General features: G+C 36.6%; 15 protein-coding genes. 5 read left to right on the top strand and 10 right to left on the bottom strand.

From position 1 onward, the window contains the following. Positions 1 to 307 precede the first annotated feature (307 nt). The 8 genes from KHA95_RS19105 to KHA95_RS19070 form a co-directional block, all read right to left on the bottom strand. On the bottom strand, positions 308 to 1669 hold the full coding sequence (locus KHA95_RS19105; protein WP_213139153.1) for an ABC transporter substrate-binding protein: 1362 nt from the start codon (positions 1667 to 1669) through the stop codon (positions 308 to 310). Between the two features lie 230 nt (positions 1670 to 1899). Continuing rightward, positions 1900 to 3261: an ABC transporter substrate-binding protein gene (locus KHA95_RS19100; protein ID WP_213139152.1), complete on the bottom strand. Its 1362-nt coding sequence runs from the start codon at positions 3259 to 3261 to the stop codon at positions 1900 to 1902. Between the two features lie 225 nt (positions 3262 to 3486). Continuing rightward, entirely contained in the window at positions 3487 to 4821 is a 1335-nt protein-coding gene (locus KHA95_RS19095; RefSeq protein ID WP_213139151.1) for an ABC transporter substrate-binding protein, read from the bottom strand. A gap of 342 nt (positions 4822 to 5163) precedes the next feature. Then, positions 5164 to 5997 carry a carbohydrate ABC transporter permease gene (locus KHA95_RS19090; protein WP_213139150.1) on the bottom strand — a complete coding sequence of 278 codons (834 nt, stop codon included), beginning with the start codon at positions 5995 to 5997 and terminating at the stop codon, positions 5164 to 5166. A 13-nt stretch (positions 5998 to 6010) separates the two neighbouring features. After that, the gene (locus tag KHA95_RS19085; RefSeq protein ID WP_213139149.1) at positions 6011 to 6952 is read right to left on the bottom strand and encodes a carbohydrate ABC transporter permease; all 942 of its coding nucleotides are present in this window, start codon (positions 6950 to 6952) and stop codon (positions 6011 to 6013) included. A 33-nt stretch (positions 6953 to 6985) separates the two neighbouring features. Continuing rightward, positions 6986 to 7645, bottom strand: a complete 660-nt coding sequence (locus tag KHA95_RS19080) for a YesL family protein (RefSeq protein WP_213139148.1) — start codon at positions 7643 to 7645, stop codon at positions 6986 to 6988. Positions 7646 to 7869: 224 nt separating this feature from the next. After that, positions 7870 to 9276 carry an MFS transporter gene (locus tag KHA95_RS19075; protein ID WP_213139147.1) on the bottom strand — a complete coding sequence of 469 codons (1407 nt, stop codon included), beginning with the start codon at positions 9274 to 9276 and terminating at the stop codon, positions 7870 to 7872. 372 nt (positions 9277 to 9648) lie between these two features. Then, on the bottom strand, positions 9649 to 10593 hold the full coding sequence (locus tag KHA95_RS19070; RefSeq protein WP_213139146.1) for an aldo/keto reductase family protein: 945 nt from the start codon (positions 10591 to 10593) through the stop codon (positions 9649 to 9651). Positions 10594 to 11056: 463 nt separating this feature from the next. Between KHA95_RS19070 and KHA95_RS19065 the strand changes: the two genes are divergently transcribed. From KHA95_RS19065 to KHA95_RS19045, 5 genes are all read left to right on the top strand, one after another. Further along, positions 11057 to 11845 (top strand): HAD family hydrolase, encoded by a 789-nt coding sequence (locus tag KHA95_RS19065; RefSeq protein WP_213139145.1) that lies wholly within the window; start codon positions 11057 to 11059, stop codon positions 11843 to 11845. A gap of 113 nt (positions 11846 to 11958) precedes the next feature. Continuing rightward, positions 11959 to 12171, top strand: coding sequence for a YjzC family protein (locus KHA95_RS19060; protein WP_213139144.1), 213 nt, complete (start codon positions 11959 to 11961; stop codon positions 12169 to 12171). Between the two features lie 321 nt (positions 12172 to 12492). Then, positions 12493 to 13680, top strand: a complete 1188-nt coding sequence (locus tag KHA95_RS19055; protein ID WP_213139143.1) for a beta-ketoacyl synthase N-terminal-like domain-containing protein — start codon at positions 12493 to 12495, stop codon at positions 13678 to 13680. Positions 13681 to 13723: 43 nt separating this feature from the next. Beyond that, on the top strand, positions 13724 to 15184 hold the full coding sequence (locus tag KHA95_RS19050) for a sensor histidine kinase (RefSeq protein WP_249317100.1): 1461 nt from the start codon (positions 13724 to 13726) through the stop codon (positions 15182 to 15184). A gap of 286 nt (positions 15185 to 15470) precedes the next feature. Then, complete coding sequence (locus KHA95_RS19045; protein ID WP_213139142.1) at positions 15471 to 16259, top strand: TIGR00266 family protein; 789 nt, start codon at positions 15471 to 15473, stop codon at positions 16257 to 16259. Positions 16260 to 16318: 59 nt separating this feature from the next. On the opposite strand, the gene KHA95_RS19040 is transcribed toward KHA95_RS19045, so the two are convergent. Both KHA95_RS19040 and KHA95_RS19035 read right to left on the bottom strand, forming a co-directional pair. Continuing rightward, entirely contained in the window at positions 16319 to 17134 is an 816-nt protein-coding gene (locus KHA95_RS19040) for a BtpA/SgcQ family protein (protein ID WP_213139141.1), read from the bottom strand. Next, complete coding sequence (locus KHA95_RS19035; RefSeq protein WP_213139140.1) at positions 17134 to 18114, bottom strand: IF-2B domain-containing protein; 981 nt, start codon at positions 18112 to 18114, stop codon at positions 17134 to 17136. Before KHA95_RS19035 ends, KHA95_RS19040 begins: the two co-directional genes overlap by 1 nt. Positions 18115 to 18134 lie beyond the last annotated feature (20 nt).

Genomic DNA, 18134 nt, shown 5'->3' with positions numbered 1-18134 from the left:
GGAAGAATTCTGCTGATTTAAGTTAAAGGGCTTACATTTTGACAATCAAACCTTGCTGCCAGACAATACATTAAATTGAATTCGCTTTCAACCTCCTGTGCCTTAGGTATATTCTTATTCTATGAAAGTTCGACAATCTTTTACAGATAAAATTTTTACCAAAATGCAATTTTTTTGACCTTTTCGTTTGTTTTGATCATTTTATTCATAATCGAACATTCAACGATTCAACAAAGATTAATGACATAAAAAAGCCGTCTCGATTTTTCTTGTATCGAAACGGCTATTATTGATGATCTGTTAATATTTATTTGTTTTTATCAATGATCTCCTGTACCACTTTTTTAGAGTTTTCAACGGTTGTATCAAGATCTTGTTTATCAAGGATTAGCTTTTCGAATTCCACCGATAACGCTTGGTTAATTTCCATGTCATATGGTAATGGTTCTCCCACCACAGCGGAATGTGCTATTTGGATTGAATGGACGAGCGATTCTTTATCCACTTTTTCTGGGCTTGCAGCGTTCTCAAGTATCGTGTCAATTAATCCAACTAACTGATCATCGCTAACAGTTTTCCATGCAGGAATATTAAGTCCTTGAGCAATTTGTCCTTCTGTGGAGAACCACCTAATAAATGTATAGGCTGCTTCTTTGTGTTTAGAATTGGCTGAAATACCGAGAACATCTCCTTCTACCACTTGGAAGGCCTCATCGGAATTCGGTTCATTTTGTGGCATTGGTGCAACTGCTATATTGAAATCGATCGGAAATCTTGATGATCCGCCAATCTCAGCGGTCATCCAATTTCCTGTTACAATCATACTCGTTCCTTGAGTAAAAAATATATCGCGATAATTCATTTGTTGGGAAATCATCGTTGCATAAGGAACAGCAGATTTATCTTCTTTCTCCATTTTTACACGCAGTGCTAATGACTCCTTGTACATTGGGTCATCTATGTTAGAAGTACCATCAACCTTTATAAAGGATGCATCTGTTTCTTTTGAATACAATTTTAAACTCATATAGTTAATCCAAGCACCATTTTGAGGACCATGGAAATACGTACCGAAACGGTCATTTGTCGTTAATTTTTTTGCATAGTCCATGAACTCTTCCCACGTCCAGCTTTTCGGCACCTCAAGTCCAGCCGCATCTAGGTGATCTTTATTTAGCAATACATACCATGAGACAGATTTTCCTGGTAGTCCATAATAATGGTCGCCTACTTTTGTACTAAATTTATACTCTTCTTTCATTTCGTATCCGTCTCTTTCAATCAATTCGTCCAGTGGCTCAAGCATATCCAAGGCAACACGCTGTGCATAAGCAGCCGGATTCGAAAACATAATAACATCCATTTGCTCTCCGGAAGCAGCCGCTAAGTCAATTTTTTGCAGCGCTTCTGACGAATCTTGCTTCTCACTTAATTGCACAACATCTACTTTGATATTTTCGTGTTCTTTTTCAAATGCTTCTATTGTTTTTTTCCATGCATAGCCATCTTCTGTTCCATGCGTGTGCAATTTAATTGTTACGGGCTCTTCACTTTTGTCTTTCCCGCCTGCATTATCCCCATTTGTCTTGCCTGTTTCTTTCCCACCACATGCAGACAGAATTCCGAGTACTAAACCAATGCTCGCCAACATCAATAATAACTTTTTCATTTTCCCCCTCCACCTTGTCTGTTTTTTTAGTTCCTGTCAGCAAATAAAAATGGAAGCCCTTTCATTTCTCGTAGCACACAACCATAATTATCCGCTTGTACCGCTGATTATATCTGAATATTCCAACTTCACATATAAACTATTTTTACCTATTTGAAATTTTCTTTACCACATTCTATTTAGTTAAGAGTTAAAATAGATAAACTAACCGCTTCGATGATCATACCCAATTACTTGTTTTTATCAATGAGCTCCTGTACAGCCTTTTGGGTATTTTCGACAGTTGTATCAAGATCTTGTTTATCAAGAATGAGCTTTTCGAATTCAACAATGATCGCTTGGGTTATTTCGTTAGAATAAGGTACTGGCTTTCCTTTTTTAGCAGAGGCAGATACTTTTATTGTGTGCAATAAAGAATCAATGTCTACCTTTTCTGGACTTGCTGAATTATTGATGACATTTTCGACTAATGTACTTAACTCTTCATCGCTAACCTTTGCCCATGCTGGCGTGTTAAGTCCTTGTGCAATTTGTCCATCTGTTGAAAACCATCTAATGAATTTCCATGCTGCTTCTTTATGTTCTGAATTGGCAGCTATCGCAACAACATCTCCCGTATTTTCAGTATAAGCGACATTTTCATTTTTAGTGTTTTGCGGCATCGGTGCAACAGCAATATTGAAATCAACCGGAAAACGATCTGAACCGCCGAGCTCTGCATTCATCCAAGAGCCTGTAACCACCATACTTGTTGCTTGAGTGAAAAATTGATCGCGATAATTCATTTTTTGTGAAATGACACTTGAATATGGAACAACAGACTTATCTTCTTTTTCCATTTTTATACGCATAGCCAAACTTTCTTTGAATAAAGGATCATCCAGGTTCGAAGTACCATCTGCCTTTAAATAGTCAGCAACTCCATCCTGTGTAATCTGCTTTAATGTTATATACTGTTGCCAACTTCCACCTTGCGGCCCATGGAAGTACGTCCCGTATCTGTCTTCGGTCGTTAACGCTTTGGCGTACTCCATAAATTCATCCCATGTCCAACTTTTTGGTACTTCTAGACCAGCAGCATCTAAATGATCCTTATTTAATAGGACATACCATGTATTCAGTTTTCCCGGCAATCCATAATAACTATCTTCTATTTTCAAATCAAGTTTGTATTCCTCTTCCATATTAATGCCTTCTTCTTCAATAAACTTATCGAGCGGCTCAAGCATTCCCATATTCACACGAGCTGGATAATCAACCACATAATTCGTAAGCATGATCACGTCCATTTGCTCACCCGAAGCAGCAGCTAAATCTATCTTCTGAAGTGCTTCACGTGAATCTTGCTTTTCACTTAATTGCACAACATCTACCTTAATATTTTCATATTCTTTTTCAAAAGCCTCTATCGTTTTCTTCCAAGCGTAACCGCTTTCAGTTCCGTGCGTATGCAATTTAATGGTTACTTGTTCCTCGCTTTTCTTATCCCCTTCTACACTTCCACCGGTAGTTGCCTTTTCCTTGCCTCCACATGCGGATAAAATTCCTAGAACCAAACCTAAACTCACAAATAACAAAAAGAACTTTTTCATTTTCCCCCTCCTACATTCTCTTTTCAGCAGGAATAGAAAGCGATTACATTTCATCTCGTCTGCTATGAACTTGATTATATAAAAGAGGACTATCCGTAAACATATAATTTTTTTACCTTTTTGCAATTTTCTTTACCTTATTCCACTCACTTTGATCTATTCGTTCATTATCTCGATCAAAAAGTTAAAAATCCGATTGGATTTTTAAATCAAACCGGATTTCTATTAATTTTGATCAATCTTTTCTTGAACAATTTTTTGTGAGTTTTCTAACGTTTGATTAAGAGACTGTTTTTCGAGTATAAATTTTTCAAATTCACTCGTTAACTCTCGATTGATATCGTACATATGCACCAATTGCTCTTCAAGAACAGGTGGCAATGTATATTGAAGTGTGTGCGTAAACGATTCCTTATCTACTTTTTCTGAAGGGATCTTAGATATGACATTATCGATCAGTTCATTCATTTGATCACCCGACACCTGCTTCCAAGCTGACATTTCAGTCCCTTGGATGAGTAATCCTTTCGTTGAATACCAACGGATAAATTCATATGCTTCCTTTTTATGTTTCGAATGTAAAGCGATTGAAAGAATATCACCATCAATGGGTGCATAAGCCCCCTCTTGATCTATATCATTTTGCGGTAGAGGAGCAAATGCAAGCTCAAAGTCCAATGGGAAATGCTCTGATTTACCGATTTCTGAATTCATCCATGTTCCTGTAATCATCATACTGATTTGCTGATTGAAAAATAAATCTCGATAATTTGTCTTTTCGGAAATCATGGCCAAATAAGGAAATACGGATTGATCCTCTTTTTCCATTTTTAAACGCATTTCTAATGATTTCCTATACATTGGATCATCAAGATTAGATGTTCCATCACTTTTAATAAAGCCGGCATTTGTTTCTTTTGATACTAATCTTAATTTTAAAAATTCAATCCAAGCGCCATCAAACGGCCCATGAAAATACGTTCCGAAGCGCTCCTCTGTCGTCATTTGTTTTGCATATTCCATGTACTCTTCCCACGTCCAGCTTTTTGGAACTTTTAGCCCTGCTTCTTGAAGATGATCTTTATTTATTAGAACGTACCAAGTAAATAATTTCCCTGGTAGACCATAGTAATGACCATCCATTTGTGTATTCACTTTATATTCCTCGTCAAAAGTAAATCCTTCCTCTTCAATAAATCGATCGATTGGTTCAAGCATATCTAATTTAATACGTTGAGTATAATCTGTCGTATTTGTAAACATAAGCACATCCATTTCTTCTCCAGAGGCAGCTGCTAAATCTATTTTCTGTAATGCCTCCTGTGCATCTTGAATTTCACTTAGTGAATTGACTTCGATGCGAATATGCTTATGTTCCTTTTCAAATGCATTGATAATTTTTTTCCATGCATACCCATCTTCTGTACCGTGTGTATGAAGCTTAATGGTCACTCGTTCTTTTAGAGGCTGGCTAACCTCTTTGTTTCCATTTAGTCCACATGCAGATAATATGCCAATAAGCAGAAAAGGTATGACAAGCATCCATATAGACCTTTTCACATCATCCCTCCTATTAACAGACTGCCGATACTTAATATAACTTCTCTTACAGTTTAAGGGAGTCACAATCATCTTCATATAAAGGATTTAGACTAAATAAAAAATTTCTTGACTTGTTTGGAAAAAACAGGGTATGCGTTGTAGGTCATAGGTTTGCGCATAGATTTACATATAATATTCGAATCATTCATTAGTTATCGCTTTTATAAACTATTAAAAAGCTTCTATTAAAGCAAGTAAACTAGTAAAGCAAGTAAACTAGCTTAGTACATTCAGCTTCTAAAAAATCGCATAAAAAAACCGCTTCGATAGACATCAAAGCAGTTCTTTTAAAATAGATGATTATCCTTTTACTCCACCCATGGCAATTCCTTCGATAACTTGTTTTTGTCCAATAATGAAGACAATCACTAATGGTACAATCGCGGATACCGCAGCAGCCATGATAAGTGAGTAAAATTCACCGTTCAGCGATGAGAATTTTTGCATCGCTAGCTGAATCGTGTAGAGCGCATCAGAACGTAAGAAGATTAATGGGTTTTGGTAATCATTCCACGTCCAAATGAAACGTAAAATCGCATATGTTGCAATCGCCGGACGAACCATCGGCATCGTAATTGACCAAAAGATGCGAAAATGTCCTGCCCCGTCAATTTTTGCAGCGTCAATATAATCTTGATGAAGCCCCATGAAAAACTGTCTTAACATGAATGTTCCTAATACACTGAAGCTTCCTAGTAAGATTAAACCCAAATGGCTATCAAATAATCCTAAATAACGATATAAGATAAACTGTGGAACTAGGATCGATTGTTGCGGCACCATAAATGTTGCTAAAACGATTAAAAACAATACTTTTCCGGCAGGGAAGTTGACCTTTGAAAATCCGTATGCTGCCATTGCTGATACTGTTACTGAAATGACCGTTGTAATAACGGTAACTTTAATTGAATTCCAGTAGTAAAGGGCAAATGGATAATCTCCCGCCCAAACTTCTTTATAGTTTTCTACCCCATTAAATCTTTTTGGTATCCATTCAATCGGGAATTTAAATACATCCGCTTCAATTTTTAAGGAAGATGAAATCATCCAAAAAAACGGAAGTAAAAAGGCAATACTAGCAACAAATGCAAGGATGGTTATAATAAGTTTTTTTGTACTCCATTTCTTTTCCACTTTTTTCTCCCCCTTAGTAATTCACCCATTTTTTCTGGCCAATCCACTGTACTACTGTAATCAGTAATACGAAAACAAATAAGATGACCGCAATTGCGGAGGAATAACCAATTTTCAAGTTCAAAAATGCGCTTTCATATAAATGCCATACGAGCATCGTTGTTGAATTTACAGGTCCACCTTTTGTTAAAACGGCAATTAAGTCAAACACTTTGAACGTCCCTATAATACCTGTGATAAGAAGGAAGAACGTTGTCGGAGATAAAGATGGCAACATAATGTGAAGGAATTTTTTCCATGGCGTTGCTCCATCAATATCAGCCGCTTCATAAAGCTCTTTTGGAATCGATTGTAATCCAGCTAAAAAGAGAATCATATTAAAACCAATGGCTGCCCAAATTTGAATGACCATCACTGAGAATAAAGCAAAATCTGGGTCTGCGATCCATTTAGGCGGATTTTCCACTCCAATTGATAGAAGGAATTGATTGATTGGTCCTTCTGTCGGGCTGAATAATACTTGCCATACAATTGCAACTGCGACAATACTGGAAATGTACGGCATAAAGAAAGCCACTTTAAAATAGGTTTTCATATATACATTTTTATCAACGAGAATCGCAATAAATAGTGATACAGCGATCGTAATTGGGACCGTTAGTAAGAATAATAGGTTATTAACGATTGATTTACGAAATACTTCACTTGCAAATAGGTCTTGATAGTTTTGTAGACCGACCCACTTAATCGCGGAAAATCCTTTAATAAAATTCCAATCCGCAAAACTTAAAATAAAAGTTGCGATGATAGGGATTAAAACTAAAATTCCTACTCCCGTTAACATCGGAGCAACGAACAAGAATCCAATCTTGTTCTCATTTTCTAGACTTCTTCGCTTCTTTTTCACTTTTACATGTTCAACTTTATTTAATACTTCCTTTGCTTCCATGCTCATTTGTTACACCTCTCTTATTTTGTATGACTACATTTAATGATTTGTTGCTAACTGCCTCTTTTTGCGTTCCTGCATTTCTTCTGCTTGCTTTTCAATCTTTCGGAATAGATGGAGAGAGAAAAACGTAATTACCCAACATAAACCACTCGTTGCAAACAGGTAACCTGCCATTGGCAGAAGGATGAAAACGACGCATAAAGAGAAAATGGAAATAAACATAATCATCGTATGAATCGGATACGTTATTGCAATGAGGAATGCCGATTTAATAGAAGCAAAAACCTTTCCTCCTGCTTGTAAATAAACAGGAAAAATATAAACAACTGTTATTCCAAATAAGAATACACAACCTAATAAAATGCCTTTTGCAACCATACCGATTGTTCCACCAACAACATTTGTAAATAGCCAATCGTAATATAAAACGACAGCTATAAAAACCAATGTATATCCTAAACGATTTGCTCTTAGAAATTCCTGTTTATAAACGGACCAGAAGGACTTAAAGATCGACCCTCGTTCATCACCACGAACTGAATTTTTCATAATTGAAAACAGAGAGACCGTGGCTGGAAATATACCCCCGACAACGAATCCGGCTAGAGTAAAAACAATCCAGAGGAAATTTAAATAGAGCAATGTAAGAATCCAATCACAAGCATGATTTACGGTCGTTAAAAATCGACTGTTCACGAACAATAACCTCCCTACTCATTGGGCTTATCCTCATTGTATGTAAAATGAAAGCGTAATCAAATGCACTATTTTTACTGAATCGAAAATTTTTTGACATTTCATCTTTCTGCTTCTTTGGCAGCACCGATAGAGCATCATTATACAGAAGAAAATAGCGATCCTTTCCTCGATAAAATGAAGGAATGGATCGCTACGTTACATATATCTTCGCTTCTTCTTGTTTATGACTTTCTTCTGTCTTTTAATTCAACAGCTAGTTGAAGTGTTCGCTTCTTGTTCAATGGATATAGAAATACTAACATCAAAAATAAAGCTAAAAAGATGATAGCAGGCAATAAAGTGGCTAAGGCATGAATACCATCCAGCGCACCTTGCGTTTGCACTTCACGGGTGACATCATAACCAACTGCCGCTATTGCAATACCACCGATACCGCCTGCAATCGCTTGTCCTACTTTACGAGCAAATGAATAGACGGAATATACAGTCCCATCCTCTCGTAAACCTGTTATATATTCATGGTAATCAATCACATCTGTTACAAACGCCCAGATAACCAAGTTGAAAAACGCATATCCAAATTTACCTACAGTCATGATAATGATAAATTCAATCGCCGTTAATTTTGGTAAAAAGTATAAAAGGCCATATACAATACCAGCTAATAACAATCCCGCCGCGGCAAGTTCCTTTTTACCGAACTTCGCTACCAGTGGTCTTACAAGCGGCAAGGCAAGGACGGTAGCACCAGTTTGAGTTAGCCCAACCAAGCTCAATGCTTTTGCGTTACTGAAATAATCTTTAAACAAATAGACGTTTACTGCACCAAGTAGCATAAAACAGACCATAAAGGTTAATGAAATAATTAAGATCCATATTAAAGGCTTGTTTTTAGCCATCCCTTTTACTGTCTTTTTTAAATTCCCTTTTTGTTTTTCCCTTTCAGGTGCAACAATCCGTTCAGTCGATAATTTATAACATGCCATATAACAAGAGATAGAAAGAAAACCAAAAATAATTGCCGCTAGTAGAAAACCATTTGCATCTGCCTTATTATTTGTAAATAACAGCAATGGTCCCCCTACATTAATAATTAATCCAGCCAGAACTGCGCCCATTGCTCTAAAAGTAGATAAAGATGTACGTTCAACTGGGTCACTCGTAATGACAGACGCCATTGAACCATAAGGGATATTGACTGTACTATATAAAGTTCCCCAAAGAATGTAAGTAACAAAAGCATAAGCTAAATAAAAACCATCTGACATTCCCGGAATCTTTACAAACATTAATACACCGGAAATAACGAGTGGGAAGGACATTCTAAAAATCCACGGTTTAAATTTCCCATGTTTACTTGGTTTTCTCGTATCGATGAAACGCCCCCATGTCACATCCGCAACCGCATCCCATAATCGAGCAACAAAAAAGAGGGTCCCAACAGTAGCTGCATTAATATGAAAAACATCTGTATAGTAAACCATTAAAAATGAAGCGACAAGAATAAAGAAGAAATCGTTACCAAAATCACCAAATAAATAACCTACTTTATCCCGCATACCAAATTTTCTAAATTCAGGTTTGTTATGTATCATCTCTTGTTCAAATTGACTTACTGGTTGAGCCATTTTTACCCCTCCATTAGCTATTTACGCAATAGTTGAATTCCTTTTCAAAATTACGAATATTATGATATTTACACCGTCATTACTATTCAGCCCTTCTACTCTAAACAAAACGCTTACAGTAACTGCTTACATTTCGAATCATTATCTTCTTCAAATACACAAGCACCTCGACTTTACCTATGTATAATTTATTTGACTACCAAACAAACTAATTAGATGCATCATAGCACTCAATTTTTTTTCAGTCAATGCCTTTTATTTAAATGTTGGAAACGTTTTTACACGTACTTTTTTCACAAGGTATATGTGACAAATATAAAATTAGCCTCTGTACGATTAATACAGAGGCTGAATTATGATTAAATCCATGATTTACGCTAAAATTCCTTCAATTTTCTCAATGACTTCTGTTTTCAATTCCAGTTCGCTTCCCTTTACATTTGCCTCAATTTGTTCCGGACGACTTGCACCTACAAGCGCACTCGCCACATTAGGCTGACGTAAAATCCAAGCAATTGCAAGGGCAGGCAATGTTGTATTAAGCTCTTCAGCTAATTTGCCCAATTGCTGGACCTTTTTAAGATTTTCTTCTGTAAGAAAATTTTTCACAGATGTATTAATTGTATCGTTTGCTGCACGGCTATTTTCTGGAATTTTTCCATCTTTATATTTTCCAGTCAACATTCCTTGCGCGAGCGGAGACCAGACAACTTGTGAAATTCCATATTTACTAGATACTGGCAGTACCTCTTTTTCGATATAACGATTAAGCATACTATATTGCGGTTGATTGACAACGATGCGATCAAGTAAATATTTATCTGCCACTCCAACCGCTTCCTCGATTTGAGCCGCAGTCCACTCACTTACTCCTGCATACAACACTTTTCCTTGGCGAATTAAATCATCAATGACACGAAGGGTTTCATCAACTGGTGTCTCCGGATCATAGCGATGGCAGTAAAAGATGTCGACATAATCTAGATTCATTCGCTTTAAGCTATTATGCACCTGTTCGTATACATGCTTACGTGATAATCCGCGATCATTAGGCCCATCCCCCATTGGCCAAAATGCCTTTGTTGTAATGACATAAGACTCCCTTGCATACTCTTTCAACGCTTTTGCCATTACTTTCTCGCCTTCTCCACGTTCATACACATTAGCAGAGTCAAAGAAGTTAATGCCTAGTTCATATGCTTTATGTATCGTCTTCTCCGCAACATTATCTTCCACTGATTTCCCATATGTAAGCCAGCTTCCTAAGCTTACTTCGCTCACTTTTAGTCCCGAGCGACCTAATCGACGGTATTTCATTTTTCATCTCTCCCTTTCTCGTTTTTCCTCTCTTCTATCATCTTCATTTTGGAAAGCGTTGTCAAAGGATTGAACCTTAAGTTTACCCCAAAATAAAGCTTGACCTTTTTATGAAAACAGGCATCCAAAAATTGCATTTTTGGATACCTATTTTAAGTCTTTTAAAAGGAGAGGATCTACTTCAGATTACTGTTGATTATTCGCTCTAGGGGACGCTTTCCGCGGGCGGGTCGTGAGCTCCTCAGGCCAACAGGATGTTGGTCACTAAGCCGTTGCCACACGATGTGGCGACCTTAGGCTTCGTTCCTATATTCGCTCCTGCCGCTACAATCAACGATCTGCTAAAATCAATATTCCAGGCTAAGGGCTATGTTGAAAAACGGTAAACTTAGAATTGAACCGATTTTAACCCGCTGTTCGCATATGGTACACTTATATTATTGTTTACTTGGAGGATTAATAAATGACGAATTATAAAGCTTTGTTTTTAGATATTGACGGAACGATCTTAAAGCCCGATCATACGTATGATTTATCAACAAAAGATGCGATTTTGCAAGTTCAGAAGCGGGGCATAGAAGTGTTTTTGGCGACAGGAAGACCGATTCACGAAATCACAGACTTAGCTGAGGAACTAAATATCCATTCCTTTATTGGATATAATGGCGCACTTGCTATTTATAAAGAGCAAACGATTGTACATGAACCAATGTCAGCTGAAACGGTGCGAGAATTTATAAATATCGCACAAAAGCATGGACATGAAATTGTTTTATATACAAATGAGAAAAATTTTTTTACAAACTTGGATGTACCATCTGTAAGGAACTTCATTGAAAAGTTCCAAATGAAGCATAATGATCAATATCACGACGAGATTGCCGACCAAATTCTCGGTGCTACTTTGATCCATCTGAATGATGGGGACTCTCGTCTTTACGAAGGCGATCCTAGCTATCATTTTGCCCAAGTAAATGTCGATGGTCTCCGGGATTGCTATGATGTGATCCGAGATACGGTCAATAAGGGAGAAGCTATTCAAAAAATAATCGGACATATCCCTATCCCAATAGCAGCGACCATTGCATTTGGAGATGGGATGAATGATAAAGAAATGCTATCAACGGTCGGTGAAGGTTTTGTTATGGGAAATGGGCATCCTGACTTATTTGCATATGGCAATCGAAAAACGACCGCAGTAACAGATTCGGGGATTTTTAATGGATTGCAATCGATCGGACTTGTAGACTAAAGATTTTTTTACAAAAAGTTTACTTTTTTTCATTCCAATTGGCAATTTACCTTGTTTCTTTGTTATAATCGGTTTATATGTTTTGCAATACATTCAAAGTGAGGGAATTTCAAATGAATCAATTTTTAAAATCAGGTGAAACAGCACCAGTTGCTGGCACTTATGTAGAAGTAGGACACGGCGGCGGAAAAGTAAAGGACGCTCAACGTGTAGAATTACAACAAGGCGATAAATTGCCTAACGCAAAAACTTACACAGTAACACTTACACATAAAGGCGAAGAAACGAAAAAAGAACGCCAACATATGTGGATGTTAGCGAAGTAATGAAAAGTGTGCAAAATTTGCACACTTTTTTTATTTTACAATGCTTAAAAAGCTTACTTCTTTTTATTATTTTTTAAAACAATCACTCCTATTATTCCATTTTATAGAAATGCACTATTCCCTCTTACCAATTGACTGCATTCCTAGTACAATATGAAGTTGATACCAACAAAAGTCTTCTTTATTATTATAAATATGAAGATAAGGAAGCCACCATTTACCGCTCATTCAATACAAACTGACCTGCATTTAGCAATAGGGAATATTGAGTATATCTGATATAATTATATAGTCAAAAATACTCAAATAAGGAGAATTAGCATGAAGGTAGTTTGTACTGGATATGGGATTATGGCTCCAAATACAAAAAATATTGAAGCATTTCTATTTAATCTCAAAAATGGCGTATGTTCATTGGAAATTGTAGAGCAGAGCGGTCCTAAAAACGAAACAAACATCGTTGGTTTAATAAAAAAAGAGCTTGAGGATTATGAAATAGATCCTAAACTAAAACGGCTTCCAAGAGTAACAAAATTAGGAATCGCCGCTACTAGAGAAGCGGTAAAATCTGCTCAAATCGATTTAAAAAATAAAAAAGTAGGACTTTTTATCGGTACATCACTAGGAGCATCTGGTGAGAAAATATTTCAAGATTCGATTGAACATGGAAAAAGAGGAGATTATCGGTCCATTCCCATTACATTTTCCCATTATGCCAATTACCACAGTATTACAGCTGCTATTGCTCGCTCCATAGGAATAAATGGAATTACAAAAACCATTACAACTGCTTGTACTTCAAGTTTAGAAGCGATTGAGGAAGCCCTTCTTTATTTAAGAAGCGGGAAAGTAGATGTAGCGATTGTTGGTGGGACAGATAGCCCCATTACACAAGCAACAACGTACGCTTTTGCCAAAACGAGATCTTTGCCACTTAATCAATCACTTGATGAAGGGGCTGTTCCATTTAATAAAAATAGCAAAGGATTTGCGATGGCTGAAGCAGCGGGTGCTATTATATTAGAGAGAGAAGAAGATGCCGTTCATCGAGCTGCACATATTAAAGGAGAAATGGTTGAAGTCGTTTCAAATAATGATGGGATAGATATCTTTTCCATAGATGAGACAGGGGAACAAATGCTTAATGCATTAAAGGAAATCATTACAGGGCGTCAACCAGACTATATTAATAGTCAGGCTCTTGGCATAGGAACACATGATCAGATAGAATACAAATGTTCCAAATTACTATTTAATCATCAAATACCTTATTCATCCATTAAGAGCATGTATGGAAACCCCTTTGGTGTAGTTGGCATATTGCAGGTCATCTCCTCCTTCTTGAGTGTTCAGTACGACTTCATTCCACCGACGATACGAACGTCAAAAAATGGCTTTGAAGACATGAATATCGTTACTGAAACAAAATACCAAGAAATCAAAGAAGTTGCCATTACAAATCATGGTCATGCTGGAAACAACGCATGTGCCTATGTAAAAAAATATTAAATAACCAAACCAGTATGAGCCAAGCAGAAAGAAGTGAAGGTCTATGATTATTGGCTTACTAATCTGTGCGATTGGATTAATTCCCATTGTTTTAGCACTAACGATGCATAACTTTTATAAAGAATCAAAACTGTCTGTCGGATTGGTTATATATATGCTTTTGATCACATTGTGGCAATTCGATGTAGGAATCCTATACTTTGAAGGCTTGTTAAAAGAGGAGATCATTCTTATTCTTTTTAAGTTATTTCGAATGGGGCCTACTTTTTCTATTCCAGTTGTATTCTATGTAGCTTATTCAATCATTAAATTACAACCGACGATGCTAAAAGGAAATAAATGGTTGAGCAAAATTTTGATGATTTTATTCAATAACATAACGTTGTACGTATTAATTATTTGGAGTGCGATCGTTTATATTATTAATTGGACTCCTTTAGGCATAAAGGCCATTCATTTAACGAAAACTTATTCATCGCTCGATTATTTTTTTCCAGAATACGGGTCACTCACATGGATCTATATTATTCATGTCGGCAGCTTTATCCTTTTCCAATCCCTAGTTTTTATCATTTCAAAAACAATCATGAACGTAAATATCAGATACTTTTTGAGAAATTTTAGTATCTATTCGATTTTATTATTCGTATCAGGTTTCCTGAATTTTTCTTCTGAAACAGGGGGTATTTCTAGTAGTATAGGAGTCGTCACTTTCTCCACCTTGATTGTTCGGGAATTTATTAAGCTCAATGAGAATATCAAGCTCGATTATTATCAATTAATGGAGAGACAGAGGAAGCTAGACTATCTTGGAAATTTATCCGGAAGTTTGATTCATGAAGTGAAAAATACAAATCAGATTATTAGTGGTTTTTCTAAATTATTAACGAAGAGTGAAACCTTATCCGATAAAGATAAAAGTTTATTAGATATGGTCAATCGGTCTTCTATACATTTAGAAGATTTAGTTAACAATTACGTAAAATATATGAATTCATCAAAGGTGACCTTGAAAATTGAGGATTTAGAATCGGTTATTCAAGAGTCGATCGACTTTACTCAAGAAATGCTGCGTAAAAATAATGTAGAGATTACGTTTGTGAATAACTTCAAATCTCTTAAAGCATATGTGAATAAAACGAACCTTGAACAAGCTTTTATCAATTTAATTAATAATAGTATTGAAGCCATTCCAAACAACAAAGAAAATAAAAATATCACGATTAAAACGGAAGTAAATGAAGGCACGATCCTTATTCATTTTATAGACACTGGAAAAGGAATACCCCAGGAAAATTGGGATAGTGTCTTTGATCCTTTTATGTCATTTAAAGAAAAAGGCATGGGACTAGGTTTGCCTTTTGTAAAGAAGATATTCATAGAGCACTTAGGAAATATTAGCATTGTGGAAAGCTCGTCAGAAGGAACTCATTTTCAAATTGAAATTCCTCAAAATGGCATATTAGATAGCAGCCAGACAGAACTACTAGGTAACGTAAAGTAGAATAAATGTAGCTAGTAAAACATTGAAGAATCATACGTTGGAACAACTGCTGAAATTTCAATCAACTCTTAGGAGTTAGATTTTTTAAAAATAGATAATGGAAATTGGTTAATAAACAGGCAATTTATAAAGCATGTGGATGAAAATTAATGTGCGTTGCCTTCATTTGAGAGGATGTTAGGTATTTAGCCTGACGCCTCTTTTATTTTTTATAAATGTCTCTTTAACGATACACGAAACCTTTTCTTTTCATGATTCGTATACGTTTTAAAGGACGGTGTTGACGATGAATAATCATGAAATTGATTACGAAATTTTTGGCGATGATATGCAGTTTGTTCAAGTTGAGCTTGATCCATTTGAAACAGTTGTCGCGGAAGCGGGAAGCTTAATGATGATGGATGGTGACATTAAAATGGAGACCGTTTTTGGAGATGGTTCTTCCCAAGGTAACGGATTGATGGGAAAATTAATGGGTGCTGGGAAACGATTACTTACTGGAGAAAGTTTATTTATGACAACATTTACGAATGATGGCTCCGGGAAAAAACATGTCTCCTTTGCATCACCATATCCCGGAAAAATTATTCCGATGGATTTATCTGAACTCGACGGCAAACTCATTTGTCAAAAGGATGCCTTTTTAGCCGCTGCCAAAGGGGTCTCCGTCGGGATTGCCTTTCAACGTAAACTTGGTGCTGGTTTCTTCGGGGGAGAAGGCTTCATTATGCAAAAACTTGAAGGGAATGGCATGGCCTTTGTCCACGCAGGAGGAACGATTCACAAGAAAACGTTAGAACCTGGTGAAGTTGTAAAAATCGATACAGGCTGCCTCGTCGCAATGACAAACGATGTTCATTACGATATCGAAATGGTTAAAGGGGTAAAGACAGCATTATTTGGCGGCGAAGGATTGTTTTTTGCAACGCTTCGGGGACCAGGGACGGTTTGGATTCAGTCACTGCCATTCTCAAGACTGGCGAGCCGTGTATTTGCTGCGATGCCAGCATCTGGTGGCTCTAAAGATGAAGGTGGAATCGGCGGTCTATTTAACATTCTTGGTGGAGATCGATAAACGATTAAATCGCAAGTAATTTCAAATTACTTGCGACTTTTTAAAATGAAGCTAGGTCTTCACTCTGATTTAAAGCTCTCTCGCCACTGCTTTGCCTTATTAGCCTCATTCATAAATATTTTAGCTCTCTCGGGATCAATCGGATTCTTCATATCACCATTTTTAATCCATGTTGCCACTGAAACCCCATCGTAAAGTTTAAGCAGTTCGAAAATATTGTCTCCTGTTGCCCCTCCCCCTAGAAATACCGGTGTATCTGGTATTTTCGTCCTAACCTTTTTAATTATTTCAACACTTTCCTCAACGCTTCTGCCTGCAATAAACAAACCATCGGCAAAAGCCTCATGGACTGCTTCCCAAGCAGCGTCCTCGATAGGTTTTCTCCCCAGAGGGACTCCATGTACTTCGTATACATCAGCATACACTGGAACTTTGGATCTGATTCTTTTTCTTAATCTTGCAATATCTACACATTGGGCTTGAAGAATTCCCGCACTAGTTACATTGGCCCCTGTAAACAGATGCTCAACCCTTACAAAGTCTGCACCCACAGCATCTGCTACTGACAAGCCAGATACTCCATCCCAATTCATTAAGATCCCCATTGTTAAATTTGGAAACTCTTTTCTTATTTCATAAGCAATTCTTGACATATACGCAATTGCTTCAGGGTCAGAATGTTGTTTGATCGGCATATCGTTCATATTTTGAATAATAATGCCGTCAAATCCATTTTCCTGCACCATTTCTGTTTCCTTTAAAGATTCATACACAATTTCATCGATCGTTTGATCAATATGTCGATAACTTCCGGGAAGTGGCGGTGGCTGGATCATTGATAGAACAGTACAGTTTGGATGGAAAACCTCCCTCATTATATGGCCCCCCCTAACTCTTTATAATATTCTAAGCTTACATTGAACATCTGTTCCGCCGGAATAACTCCCTTTTCTGTAATAAAACCTCGGATATGTTTTGGTTCTACACCGAGTAATTCAGGTGCTTTAAAATTAATATTTTCTGCTAGACTCTTATCCTGCCATTCTTCTATTAATTTTGTTTCCAAATCATTAATTACTAACTCTTTTTTGTAACCATAGATTGGACGGATATCTAATTTAATTAATGGAGTTAAGAAATACAATGGTATTTTATAATAGTCGCATGCTAATCCTACTAAATCAGAACCAGTTGTATTAAATCCAGTGCCATCTGGGAAGAACGTTTCTGCCCCCATAAGCGCAACATCACATTCTTTTGAATAATACATAATCGCTGCATCTGGAAAGAACCTAATTGCATGCCCTGCCTCTTTACAGGTTTTTACATATGGAACTCCTCCGTCAATAATCCGGCTTTCAGGAATATAGATTATATATTGGTGCTCAGATCCACCGATTTTTTTCAATAATTTATCTACCGTACTTGAATAATCATAAACCATAATCGTTTTCATGTTTTCAACTACGATGCTAGCATAATCAATTACTTTCTCAGTTGCACTGTTATTATAATCTAGATAGCTATTTTTGCGATTAATAATTTCATCCACTGCCTCATCTAATGTAGAATCTACAAGCTGTTCTAAATGATTCGTCATTAGCAATATCGCATTACTAATCGCCTGACTTGCTTCTCCTCTTGTCTTTACAAAATAATTTGTTACTACTTGGATTCTCTCTATAATATTTTTGATTTCACTATTATTTTTCTTTCCATCTAGTGTGATTGATTCAATCATCTCACCAATCATTGCAATGTGATTACTTGCCCCTAACACCCTTTGGTCTACGATATCATCAAATAATGGTTGAACATCGTAAGGAAGGAGTATTCGTACATCCTCTTTATCCATATCAAATAATCCACCTTTCT

The sequence above is a fragment of the Bacillus sp. FJAT-50079 genome (assembly GCF_018343515.1).
In the GTDB taxonomy this organism is placed as follows: domain Bacteria; phylum Bacillota; class Bacilli; order Bacillales; family Bacillaceae_C; genus Lederbergia.
Note: the sequence above shows the minus strand (reverse complement) of the source record. Positions and strands in the feature narration are given on the sequence as shown.

Excerpts from the sequence above, each read along its gene's own strand:
- KHA95_RS19105 (WP_213139153.1), bottom strand. The coding sequence starts at position 1,669 with ATGAAAAAGTTATTATTGATGTTGGCGAGCATTGGTTTAGTACTCGGA.
- KHA95_RS19045 (WP_213139142.1), top strand. The coding sequence starts at position 15,471 with ATGAATAATCATGAAATTGATTACGAAATTTTTGGCGATGATATGCAG.
- KHA95_RS19055 (WP_213139143.1), top strand. The coding sequence starts at position 12,493 with ATGAAGGTAGTTTGTACTGGATATGGGATTATGGCTCCAAATACAAAA.
- KHA95_RS19065 (WP_213139145.1), top strand. The coding sequence starts at position 11,057 with ATGACGAATTATAAAGCTTTGTTTTTAGATATTGACGGAACGATCTTA.
- KHA95_RS19050 (WP_249317100.1), top strand. The coding sequence starts at position 13,724 with ATGATTATTGGCTTACTAATCTGTGCGATTGGATTAATTCCCATTGTT.
- KHA95_RS19035 (WP_213139140.1), bottom strand. The coding sequence starts at position 18,114 with ATGGATAAAGAGGATGTACGAATACTCCTTCCTTACGATGTTCAACCA.
- KHA95_RS19070 (WP_213139146.1), bottom strand. The coding sequence starts at position 10,593 with ATGAAATACCGTCGATTAGGTCGCTCGGGACTAAAAGTGAGCGAAGTA.
- KHA95_RS19075 (WP_213139147.1), bottom strand. The coding sequence starts at position 9,276 with ATGGCTCAACCAGTAAGTCAATTTGAACAAGAGATGATACATAACAAA.
- KHA95_RS19085 (WP_213139149.1), bottom strand. The coding sequence starts at position 6,952 with ATGAGCATGGAAGCAAAGGAAGTATTAAATAAAGTTGAACATGTAAAA.
- KHA95_RS19100 (WP_213139152.1), bottom strand. The coding sequence starts at position 3,261 with ATGAAAAAGTTCTTTTTGTTATTTGTGAGTTTAGGTTTGGTTCTAGGA.
- KHA95_RS19040 (WP_213139141.1), bottom strand. The coding sequence starts at position 17,134 with ATGAGGGAGGTTTTCCATCCAAACTGTACTGTTCTATCAATGATCCAG.
- KHA95_RS19060 (WP_213139144.1), top strand. The coding sequence starts at position 11,959 with ATGAATCAATTTTTAAAATCAGGTGAAACAGCACCAGTTGCTGGCACT.